Here is a 10,212-nt window from a genome sequence, read left to right as displayed (position 1 = left end):
GGTTTTGGTCCTTTGTTTGTGGGTTCTGCCGAGGCCGTTTTACACTTCGGGGGGTGGGGGGGCGCCCCTGCGTGGGGCCCCCCCCCCTCAGTGATTCAGCTGGTCAGGCTGTGTTTCTGGTGTTTCAGACGAGGCGGGCGAGTGCGAGGCGCGCGCGTGCGCTGGCCCTCTCAGCTCGCCGGCCGGCCCGCTCGGCCTGCTTCTGCGCCTTCTCGATCTGGTGAGCGAGGCGGAAGCGCCGGTTCTGCTCGGCGTCGTTCAATTTGAAACGACAATGAGCACGGGCGAGATCTTCATTGAGTAAATGCATTTCGGTGCTCCTGTGCAAAGTCTGTGTGGTCATCGTTCGGACTCGTTTCGGATGGTTGGAAGTCGCTCAGGCTGCAGTTACGGTGTCGCTCTTGCGCGGGCGTCCGCGGGGCCGCTTGCGCGGAACCACCACACCCTGGACGAACAGCTGGCCGCCCCACACTCCCCACGGCTCGGAACGCTCGAGCGCTCCGGCCAGGCACTCGGCCTGAAGTGGGCAGGTCGTGCAGAGAGACTTCGCGTACTCGACGTCCGCCGGCGATTCGGCGAAGAAGAGTTCTGGCGCGTAGGACCGACAGGGCAGGTCCTGCGACGTTGCCACCTCGGTGAAGACATCGAGGAAGCTCACGCTCATTCCGGTCACCTCCCAGTGACTTTGGTGCTGATCTCTTGTCGTCCGTGACGACTACCGGTTGGTAGTCACCAAAACTGTGCTGACAAACAAAAGGGCCGCGGGACCCTTTTCGGGTTCCGCGGCCTTGGAGGTGCCGGCTCTGACGTCTGTCAGACCGGTGGACTCCATGCTCGAGAACCCGAACCGCCGTACTTCACATCGCCGACAGCTCCGCCCTTGAACTGGGCAGCGCCGGAAGCCATGAGCACAACGGTCGCGACGTGCAGGCGCGGCGAGGCACCCTGAATCGGGGCGCACGGCAGCGCGGCAGCGTCGCTGAACGGCTTCTTAACCGTGTTGGTGATCATTTCCAGGGCACCTCCTCTCGTTGTGGCGAAGCGGGCGGTTAGCTCGATCGCTATGGTTGTTTGAAGTTTTCGGCCAGGCTTCGACCGCAGAAAGAACAGTACGCCGCCGGAGTCGGAGCCTGCAAACTATTTATCGCCAGTTTGCGAAGTTGGCCGGAAGTTGCCGCTCCGACGGCCGGATCTGGCGGCCGATGCGGGATTCCGGCACGCTCCGGGGCGCCGTCCGCACGCTCCGAGATCGTTGCCTCTGTCACCTAACTGCCACGTCTGCCAGGAGCAGAACACGGCATGTCCTCCAGGGTGCACCCCGGCTCCCGGGCCTGGCAACAGATTTGCCCGTAGGGGCAGCGGCTCAGCGCGTGCAGAGGTTGAGGATGTGCTCGCCGTACTTCGCCAGCTTGGTGTGGCCGATGCCCGGGATCTGCCGGAGCGCCTGGGGATCGCTGGGCCTGGTCTCGGCGATCGCGGTCAGCGTCGCGTCGGTCAGGATCACGAAGGCCGGCATCCGCTCCGACTCCGCCTGCTCGGTCCGCCACTCGATCAGAGCGTCGTACAGCTTCTGGTCGATCGTGGACGGGCAGCTCTCGCAGCGGCCGAGCTTGCGCGCGCCGGGGTCGAGGAGCCCGCGGCCGCAGACGCGGCACTTCGGGATCGGTCGGCCGGACTTCGACGAGCTCGAGGTCGACGGGCGCTCCCAGCCCACCGAGGACGACGGGGTCCACTCGGTCCGCGCACTGCGGACACCGATCGGGTCCAGGAACCGGGTCGGTCCACGCGTGCCCCGGCCGCCGGGCGAGCGGGATGTCGACCAGCTGACGAACAGCTGCTGCTTCGCCCGTGTCACGCCGACATAGAACAGCCGCCGCTCCTCCTCCACCTGCGCCGGCGTCTGGGCGTAGCTGATAGGCAGCGTCCCCTCGTGCGCCCCGACGATGAAGACGCAGTCCCACTCCAGGCCCTTGGCCGCGTGCAGCGTCGCCAAGGTGACGCCCTCCGCCAGCGGCGCATGCTGGATCGTCGCCCGCCGGTCCAGCTCGGCCATCAGCTCCGGCAACCGGGCGTCAGGATGCTCCGAAGCGAAGTCCGACGTCATCGTCACCAGAGCGCTCAGCGACTCCCACCGGTCCCGCACCGCGCCGGTCCCGGTCGGCGGCTCCGGGGACCACCCGGCCCCCGCCAGTACGCCGGTCACCGTGGTCACCAGGTCGTCGGACAGGTCCCCGGCCTTCGCCTGACCCCGCAGCAGTACGGCGGCCTGCCGGATCTCCGCCCGCTCGAAGAACCGCTCCGCGCCCTTCAGCACCGTCGGGATCTTCCGCTCGGCCAGCGCCTGCTCGAAGTTCTCGGACTGCGCGTTGGTCCGGAACAGTACGGCGATGTCGCGCAGCGCGACGCCCTCGTCCTTCAGCCGCACCACCGCCCGCGCCACCGCGTCCGCCTCCGCGACCTCGTCGGAGTACTCGCGGTAGACCGGGCTCGGACCGGCCTCCTTCTGCGACCGCAGGGTCACTCGGCCGGGCAGCCCCTTCGGGCCGGCGGCGTCCAGGATCTTGTTCGCCACGTCGACGATCTGCGGGGTCGACCGGTAGTCGCGCACCAACTTGATCACCGTCGCCGATGGGTGCCGGGACGCGAACCGGACCAGGTTCTCCGGCTCGGCACCGGCCCACGAATAGATCGTCTGCGCCGGGTCACCGACCACGCAGACGTCCTCGCGGCCGCCGAGCCACAGGTCCAGCAGGCTCTGCTGCAGCGGCGAGACGTCCTGGTACTCGTCCACGACGAACGTCCGGTACTGACGGCGGATCTCCGCGGCGACCCGCTCGTCCTCCGCGAGCAGCGCCACCGCACAGAGCAGCACGTCCTCCAGATCGATCCGCCCGCGCTCGAGCTTCACGTCCTCGTACGCCGCGAAGATCCGCGCGATCGTCGCCGGGTCGAACGCAGCAAGTGCCCGCCCCGACTTCGGCGCCAGCCGCGCGTAGTCGTCGGGCCGGACGTTGCTCACCTTGGCCCACTCCACCTCACCGGCCAGGTCGCGCAGCGCGGGCGTGTCCACCCGGACGCGGCACCGCGACGCCGCCTCGGTGAGCAGTGGGAACTTGCGATCGGCGATCGGCGGCAGCTCCCCGCCGTACACCTTGGGCCAGAAGAAGCGGGCCTGGCGGAGCGCGGCGGAGTGGAAGGTCCGCGCCTGCACGCCCTGGACGCCGAGTTGCGCGAGCCGGCCGCGCATCTCGCCGGCCGCCCGCTGGGTGAACGTCACCGCGAGCACCCGGACCGGGTCGAAGGTGCCGGTGCGGACGCCGTACGCGATCCGGTGGGTGATCGCCCGCGTCTTCCCGGTCCCCGCGCCCGCCATCACCGCGACCGCCCCGTGCAACGACGTCGCGACCGCCCGCTGCTCCGGGTCGAGGGCCTCCAGGAGGTCCTCGGCGGAGGCCGATCGTGTGAAGTCGCTCACGGGTTGAGACATGCGGGAACAGCACCACCTGGACCATGGTTCGAATACGTCGAAGGCAACCCTAGACGGGACGCCCGACAGATTCCCCTCCCACTCCACAGGAGTCCGCCGATGTCGCCGACCTTGAGCAACACCGTCACGATGTACTCAACGCCCTGGTGCGGCTACTGCCACCGACTCAAGGGTCAGCTCAAGCGGGCCGGTATCGAGTTCACCGAGATCGACATCGAGCAGGTCCCGGGGGCCGCCGAGATCGTCGAGAAGATCAACAACGGCAATCAGACGGTGCCGACCGTGGTCTTCCCGGACGGCACCGCGATGACCAACCCGTCGCTCGCCCAGGTCGCGGACAAGCTCGTCGCCTGAGGGCTCCCAGCTGACATATCGGCACTGACGCACATATCGGCACCGGCTCGGGTCATATCACCCGAGTTATGGACATTACGGCCATGACCGTTATACCTTGCGATGAACTACGTCGCAGGGAGTCCGCCCATGTTCTCGCGCCGTCCTGTCGGTCAGTTCCTGATCACTCTCGCTGTCACGCTCGGCCTGCTCGCCACGGGCGGGCTGAGCGCCGGCGCCGCACCGCCGGGCGACCGGCCCGATCCCTTCCCGTCGGAGACCTGGCCGCTCGGCACTCCGACGAAGCCGTTCGCACCGGCCGCCGATCCCATCAAGGACCTCGGCTCACCGATCAGTTCGCTGACCATCATGGAGGGCGCGGTCGGCCACACGCCCGACGGTCGCGACGTCGTGTACGCCGTACCGGCCGGCGAGAACGCCCGTTTGAACGTCGTCGACCTGCACTCGCGCGAACTCATCCGTACCGTGCCGCTGCCGGGAGCCGCCGGCGGCTGGGCGATCGTCGTCACGCCGAACGGCGATGTCTACCTCGGCACCTACGCGAACGCGCACCTCTACCGCTACAGCCCCGTCACCGGTGAAGTGACCGACCTGGGCCAGCCCATTCCGGGCGAGTCCCAGATCTATGGCCTCACCTCCGACCAGGCCGGCAACGTGTACGCCGGGACGTACCCGACCGCGCATGCCTTCAAGTACGACGCCGGCACCGGTCAGGTCACCGACTACGGCTCGCTCGACCCGGTGCAGCAGTACGCGCGGTCCACGGTCTACGACCCCGACCACAACAAGCTGTTCGTCGGCGTCTCCACTCCGAACGCCAGGCTGCTCCGCATCGACGTCGCCACCAAGGCCGTCGAGGACATCACTCCCCCGGGGACGACGGCCAAGGACTTCATCGACCTGGACTACGCCGGCGGCAAGGTGTTCGCGAATGCCAGCAGCCGGCTGGTGGTGGTCGACGCGGTCACCGGTGAGCAGGTCAAGTACACCGACGCCACGACCGGCCAGCAGGTGATGGACTACCCGATCGCCGCCCGCGGTGTCTCCGCGGCTGGTCCGGGTGGCGTCTACTTCACCAACAACACCCTGGCTCTCACGCACTACGACCTGGCCACCAACACGGTCGGTCCGGTCTCACCGGCGCGCACGCTGACCCGTGGTGCCTCGATCGGCTACGGCTGGGTGACCGAGAACGGCGTACCGGTTCTGTACGGCCTGGCGGGCAACTACTCCGGTGGGACGTTCCGGTACAACCCGGCGGACGGGACGCTGGCGCAGTGGAGCTCACCGTTCCAGTACGTGCCGTCTCCACTCATGCACGCGCTGGCCGACCCGTCCACGGGCAAGGTGTTCGTCAACGTCTATCTGAACGGCACCACCGGCATCTACGACCCCGCGACCGGCAAAACGGCCACCACCACCCGGCAGGGACAGGTGGAGGGCTGGGCCTGGAACGGCGCCGGCAAGATGTACGTCGGCATCTATCCGTACGGCCGTCTCTCGCTCTGGGACCCGACCGCGCCGGAGAGCCCGACCAACCCGAAGGAACTGTTCAGTCTGGTCGACAGTGACCACCAGAACCGGCCCGTCTCAGTAGTCCCCGACGGCAACCACGTGTACGTCGGCACCACCCCGGCGTACGGCGAGTACGGCGGCGCGCTGACCGTCTACGACGTACCGACCGGGAGCCACACCGTCTACCGCAACCTGGTGACCGACCAGACCATCGCCTCCATCCTCCCGGCCGGAGCGAACGTCTGGGCCGGCTCCAGCATCGAGGGCGGTCAAGGCACTGACCCGCGGGCCACCGAGGCGCACCTGGTCAAGGTCGACCAGGCAACGGGACAGGTGCTCACCGACGTCGTACCCGTGCCCGGTGCGGCGAGCATCAACGAGCTGACGACCGGACCGGACGGCAACATCTGGGGACTGGCCGACGGCATCGTCTTCGCCGCCGATCCGGTGACGGGCGCGGTGCAGCGCCTCCTGCCCGTCTTCAGCGGAGCCACCGGCTCACAGGACGGCGCACTGTCCTGGCGAGACGGCTATCTGTACGGCGTGACTGGCGGGCGACTGTTCGAGGTGGACAGCCTCAGCGGCCACACGACTGTCCTGCACAGCCGCGGTCTCAACCGGCTCACTCAGACGCCGAATGGCACCTATTACTCGCTGCTCCGGCCGGACGGGTTCGTCAACCCGACCAATCTGGCCTCGTACACCCCGCCGACAGACACCTGCGCGCAGTCGGATGTCAGGGCGACGGTCTGGACGGGCAACATCGACAGCCACGTCCAGAACCGATTCCTCACCTACGGCTGCAGCTTGACCGACACACTGCCCAGTGCGAAGGCGGACTGGCCTAGCCATGGCGCGTACGTCCTCGCGGTCGACCGGAAGCTCCGGCAACTCGAGGCGAACGGGAGCGTGGAGAAGTGGGAGGGCGTCCTCATCCGAGTCGCCGCGGCGAGGTCGAACGTAGGTAGCTAGTCACCAGCTCCCGGTGAGGCTCTCGCCGTACCAGCCTTCGATCAGGCGGCGGGAGATGGAGATCGCACCCGGGAGGGCCATCGTGCCGGCTTCGACCAGCACGCGGACGTCCTCCCGGGTGAACCACTTCGCCTCGGCGATCTCGTCCTGGTCCACCTCGATGTCGAAGCCCGTCGCCTTCGCGTAGAACCCGAGCATCAGGCTGGCGGGCAACGGCCAGGGCTGGCTCCCGGCGTACTCGATCTCCGGGCCGACGATCACCCCGGTCTCCTCGAGCACCTCACGCCGTACGGCGGCCTCCAGCGACTCACCCGGCTCCACGAACCCGGCGAGCGTGGAGTACCGCCCGACCGGCCACGCCTCGTTACGGCCGAGCAGCGCGCGGTCCTGGTCGTCGGTGACGAGCACGATGATCGCCGGGTCGCTGCGCGGGAAGTGCGACAGCCCGCACACCGGGCAGCGCCGGACGTGCCCCGCCTCGACGACCTCGGTGTGGGCGCCGCAGTTCGCGCAGTGCGTGTGGACGCCGTGCCAGTTGGACAGTCCGATCACGTGGACGGCGATTCCGGCCTCACGGTCGCTCAGTACGGCGCCGAGCTCGCGCAGACCGCCGTACGACTCGTCGGCCTCCCCCTCGACCAGGACGCCGAAGACCGCTCGTCCGTCGGCGGTCATCCCGGCGCCGGACTCGCGGTCGATGCCGAGGAAGATCCGGGTGCCCTCCGGCGCCTCGGACGGCGGCAGGAACCGCAGCGCGGCGCGGTCCTCGGCCACCTGGATCTGGTCGCCGGTGACGACGACGACCTGGGTGTCGGGGGCGGCCCACGCCTTCTCCAGCCAGTCGTCGTCACGGCGGCGGTCGGCGGCGCGGTCGAGGACGGACCGGGACAGAGCTAGCGAACCGGAAGCGATGGAGTAGGCCACGTGCCTCAACCTACCCCGGGGGCGTGAGAGCATCCCCGCATGAGTATTCACATCGCCGCCGAGAAGGGGCAGATCGCACCGCGGGTGCTGTTCCCCGGCGACCCGCTGCGGGCCAAGTGGATCGCGGAGACGTACCTCGAGGACGTGATCTGCTACACCGAGATCCGGAACATGTTCGGGTTCACCGGCACCTACAAGGGTGAGCGGATCTCCGTGCAGGGCTCCGGCATGGGCCAGCCGTCCGCGTCGATCTACGCGCACGAGCTGTTCGCGGAGTACGACGTGCAGACGCTGATCCGGGTCGGCACCTGCGGCGCGCTCACCGAGGCGGTCCGGGTCCGCGACGTGATCGTGGCGATGTCCGCGAGTACCGACTCGCAGATGAACCGGCTGCGCTTCCACGGCATCGACTACGCGCCGACCGCCGACTACAAGCTGCTCCGCGCGGCCGTCGACGCGGCCGAGGCCGCCGGGCTGAACGTGCACGTCGGCCAGGTGTTCTCCGGCGACCTGTTCTACAACGACCGCCCGGACCTGGTGTCGCGGACGGCGGAGTACGGCGTCCTCGGGATCGAGATGGAGGCCGCGGCTCTGTACACGCTGGCGGCGAAGTTCGGCCGCCGGGCGCTCGGCATCATGACGGTGTCGGACCACCTGATCACCAAGGAGGAGACCAGCGCCGAGGAGCGCCAGACCACCTTCTCCGAGATGATCACCATTGCCCTGGACGCGGCGATCGAGGTGCCGGTCTGAACCGCCGGCTCGGCGCCGCCGTACTGGTGTGCGCGATGCTGCTGACCGCCTGCTCGGGCAAATCCGAAGAACCCAAGGCGGGTAGTACGACCACCAGCACGTCCGCTACACCGACAGGTGGCAGCACTACGTCGTCCGGTCCGGAAGAGACCCTTCCGGACCTGACAGCTGCACAGGTGGTCGCAGCATTCACAGCTCAGAAATACCAGTGCAGCACCGACGAGGCGTACGAGACCTGCAGCAAGGGCACCACCTCCGTGCAGGTACTCCTGGGCAAGCAGCCGCGCCCCGCGGTGCTCTCACTGCAGTCGACCGGTGTAGCGGCGGAAGCGGCCACCGCACTGGCCGAGTTCGCACCACAGGCGCTGGAGCTCGCGCATGTGAACCCCCGCGGTCAGATCGTCGACTGGATCAAGCAACACGCGAGCAAGCCGTCCGGTCAGACGACAGCAGGCAACTGGACGGTCGACTACTCGACCGAGGTCGACTCCGAGCAGCCAGGCGTGATCCTGACGCTCACCGACAAGCTCTGCAAGGCAGACTGCGGCGCTGAATAGGAGCTACGCCGCGACCAGTCTCGGAAGCACCTGCATGATCCGGTCGGCCAGCAGGCCGGGTGCCTTCTCCGGGTTCGCGGCGTAGCCCACCACGGCCTGCTCGAACAGGCCGTCGACGAGCGCGTACGCCGTCGGCGCGTCGACCGTCGGCGTACTGCCGGTGAGGTCGGCGTACCGGGCCAGGATCCGCCAGATCATCTCTTCGAGCAGCTTGTCGATCGCCTCGACGTCCGGGCGGAGCTGGTCCTCGAACATGGATTGGGCGCGCAGGTCGTACCAGAGCTTGTGCATCGGGGTCTCCTCGACCAGCGTCTGGGTCATCCTGCCCAGGAAGCCGGTCGCGAGCTCGTCGCCCGAGGTGGCGGTCTCGACCACCTCGTCGTACCGCCGGGCGCACTTGGTCTTGTAGTAGCGCACGCAGTAGCTGATCAGGTCGATCTTGTCGCGGAAGTAGTAGTGCACGACTCCGTGGGTGAACTCGGAGTTGTTCGCGATCTCGCGCAGGCTGGTGCGCGCGTACCCGAGCTCGCCGAGGGTCTTCAGCGCGGACTCGGCCAGTGCGACCCGGCGGCGCTCGATCTTGTCGATGCCGGAGACGCGGGCGGGCCGTTCTGCGGCGGCGCTGGCGGACGCCATCGAGACCACCCACCCTCCTGATCGATGCGGTACTGGATTCGGTGCTGATGGATGCGTTGCGTCAGAGTACCCCGCCCCGGGCCAGGCGCGTCCCGGTGCGGGGAGTTTTCTTGACAACTGTCAAACAAACTCTTGACGCCTGTCAAACAGATGGCCAGAGTGTGAAACACCGGCGAGTCCGCTGTCAGCAAAGGAGCAACAGATGGGTTCACTCGATCTCTCCGGCCGGAAGGCCTTGGTCACCGGTGGCGCGCAGGGCCTCGGTGAGGGCATGGCCAGAGCCCTCGCGGCGGCCGGCGCGAAAGTCGTGATCAGCGATATCCAGAAGGACGCCGGCGCGGCGGTCGCCGACGCGCTGGACCAGGAGTACGGCGCCGGCAACGGCTTCGTCGCGCACGACATCACCGACGACGGCGACTGGGAGAACGCGGTCGTCGCCGCGAACGACGTCCTCGGCGGCCTCGACATCCTGGTGAACAACGCGGGGGTGGAGATCACCAGCCTGCTCACCGAGGTCACCGCCGAGCAGATCCGCAAGATGCTCGAGGTGAACGTCCTCGGTACCACGCTCGGCGTCAAATGGGGTCTGCGGACGATGCGGCCCGAGGGCCTGGCCGGTCAGGGCGGCGCGATCATCAACGTCGCCTCGGTCGCGGCCACCATCGCCTTCCCCGGCATCGCGGTGTACTCCGCGACCAAGTCCGCGGTCGACCGCCTCACCCGCGTCGCCGCGATGGAGTCCGGCAAGCTCGGGTACGGCGTCCGCGTCAACTGCATCTACCCCGGGCTCGTCCCGACCGCGATGGGCGCCGGCCTGGCGAACGACGTCGCGCAGCTCGGACTGTTCGAGTCGCCGGACGCCGCGGTCGCCGCAGTGGTCGGGCTGACACCGGCCGGCCGGCTTGGTGAGGTCGCGGACATCGCCGACGCGGTCGTCTTCCTCGCATCGGACGAGTCACGGTTCATCACCGGTATCGGACTGCCTGTCGACGGCGGAATGGGGATGTGATCGCG

General features: G+C 68.2%; 11 protein-coding genes. 5 read left to right on the top strand and 6 right to left on the bottom strand.

Annotated features, from left to right (window positions below; translation table 11 throughout):
- Nucleotides 1–124: 124 nt before the first annotated feature.
- The 4 genes from ACWGID_RS27450 to ACWGID_RS27435 form a co-directional block, all read right to left on the bottom strand.
- Nucleotides 125–343, bottom strand: coding sequence for a hypothetical protein (locus tag ACWGID_RS27450; RefSeq protein ID WP_452201269.1), 219 nt, complete (start codon nucleotides 341–343; stop codon nucleotides 125–127).
- Nucleotides 344–376: 33 nt separating this feature from the next.
- On the bottom strand, nucleotides 377–664 hold the full coding sequence (locus tag ACWGID_RS27445) for a WhiB family transcriptional regulator (protein WP_130383944.1): 288 nt from the start codon (nucleotides 662–664) through the stop codon (nucleotides 377–379).
- Nucleotides 665–813: 149 nt separating this feature from the next.
- A complete protein-coding gene (locus ACWGID_RS27440; RefSeq protein ID WP_131467411.1) occupies nucleotides 814–1,011 on the bottom strand; it encodes a hypothetical protein in 198 nt (65 codons plus the stop codon).
- Nucleotides 1,012–1,363: 352 nt separating this feature from the next.
- Nucleotides 1,364–3,487 (bottom strand): ATP-dependent DNA helicase UvrD2, encoded by a 2,124-nt coding sequence (locus ACWGID_RS27435; RefSeq protein ID WP_452201267.1) that lies wholly within the window; start codon nucleotides 3,485–3,487, stop codon nucleotides 1,364–1,366.
- Nucleotides 3,488–3,586: 99 nt separating this feature from the next.
- Here ACWGID_RS27435 and ACWGID_RS27430 point away from each other — a divergent pair, with 99 nt between their 5' ends.
- Together ACWGID_RS27430 and ACWGID_RS27425 are read left to right on the top strand one after the other, a co-directional pair.
- Complete coding sequence (locus ACWGID_RS27430) at nucleotides 3,587–3,841, top strand: mycoredoxin (protein ID WP_452201265.1); 255 nt, start codon at nucleotides 3,587–3,589, stop codon at nucleotides 3,839–3,841.
- Nucleotides 3,842–3,970: 129 nt separating this feature from the next.
- Nucleotides 3,971–6,328, top strand: a complete 2,358-nt coding sequence (locus tag ACWGID_RS27425) for a hypothetical protein (RefSeq protein WP_452201263.1) — start codon at nucleotides 3,971–3,973, stop codon at nucleotides 6,326–6,328.
- Here the strand turns inward: ACWGID_RS27425 and nudC are convergent, their stop codons facing one another.
- On the bottom strand, nucleotides 6,329–7,252 hold the full coding sequence (gene nudC, locus ACWGID_RS27420) for an NAD(+) diphosphatase (protein WP_452201262.1): 924 nt from the start codon (nucleotides 7,250–7,252) through the stop codon (nucleotides 6,329–6,331).
- Between the two features lie 39 nt (nucleotides 7,253–7,291).
- On the opposite strand from nudC, the gene deoD reads away from it, so the two are divergent.
- Nucleotides 7,292–8,005, top strand: coding sequence for a purine-nucleoside phosphorylase (deoD, locus tag ACWGID_RS27415; protein WP_452201260.1), 714 nt, complete (start codon nucleotides 7,292–7,294; stop codon nucleotides 8,003–8,005).
- Nucleotides 8,006–8,040: 35 nt separating this feature from the next.
- Nucleotides 8,041–8,562, top strand: a complete 522-nt coding sequence (locus ACWGID_RS27410) for a hypothetical protein (protein WP_452201259.1) — start codon at nucleotides 8,041–8,043, stop codon at nucleotides 8,560–8,562.
- Between the two features lie 3 nt (nucleotides 8,563–8,565).
- Here the strand turns inward: ACWGID_RS27410 and ACWGID_RS27405 are convergent, their stop codons facing one another.
- The gene (locus tag ACWGID_RS27405; RefSeq protein WP_452201257.1) at nucleotides 8,566–9,198 is read right to left on the bottom strand and encodes a TetR/AcrR family transcriptional regulator; all 633 of its coding nucleotides are present in this window, start codon (nucleotides 9,196–9,198) and stop codon (nucleotides 8,566–8,568) included.
- A 202-nt stretch (nucleotides 9,199–9,400) separates the two neighbouring features.
- Here ACWGID_RS27405 and ACWGID_RS27400 point away from each other — a divergent pair, with 202 nt between their 5' ends.
- Nucleotides 9,401–10,207, top strand: coding sequence for an SDR family NAD(P)-dependent oxidoreductase (locus tag ACWGID_RS27400; protein ID WP_452201256.1), 807 nt, complete (start codon nucleotides 9,401–9,403; stop codon nucleotides 10,205–10,207).
- Nucleotides 10,208–10,212: the final 5 nt, after the last annotated feature.

This window comes from Kribbella sp. NPDC054772, assembly GCF_053611945.1.
This window is presented reverse-complemented; position numbering and strand designations above follow the sequence as displayed.

Coding starts and splice junctions, on each gene's coding strand:
- ACWGID_RS27410 (WP_452201259.1), top strand. CDS start 8,041: ATGCTGCTGACCGCCTGCTCGGGCAAATCCGAAGAACCCAAGGCGGGT.
- ACWGID_RS27430 (WP_452201265.1), top strand. CDS start 3,587: ATGTCGCCGACCTTGAGCAACACCGTCACGATGTACTCAACGCCCTGG.
- ACWGID_RS27405 (WP_452201257.1), bottom strand. CDS start 9,198: ATGGCGTCCGCCAGCGCCGCCGCAGAACGGCCCGCCCGCGTCTCCGGC.
- ACWGID_RS27400 (WP_452201256.1), top strand. CDS start 9,401: ATGGGTTCACTCGATCTCTCCGGCCGGAAGGCCTTGGTCACCGGTGGC.
- ACWGID_RS27445 (WP_130383944.1), bottom strand. CDS start 664: ATGAGCGTGAGCTTCCTCGATGTCTTCACCGAGGTGGCAACGTCGCAG.
- ACWGID_RS27425 (WP_452201263.1), top strand. CDS start 3,971: ATGTTCTCGCGCCGTCCTGTCGGTCAGTTCCTGATCACTCTCGCTGTC.
- ACWGID_RS27440 (WP_131467411.1), bottom strand. CDS start 1,011: ATGATCACCAACACGGTTAAGAAGCCGTTCAGCGACGCTGCCGCGCTG.
- deoD (WP_452201260.1), top strand. CDS start 7,292: ATGAGTATTCACATCGCCGCCGAGAAGGGGCAGATCGCACCGCGGGTG.
- ACWGID_RS27450 (WP_452201269.1), bottom strand. CDS start 343: ATGACCACACAGACTTTGCACAGGAGCACCGAAATGCATTTACTCAAT.
- ACWGID_RS27435 (WP_452201267.1), bottom strand. CDS start 3,487: ATGTCTCAACCCGTGAGCGACTTCACACGATCGGCCTCCGCCGAGGAC.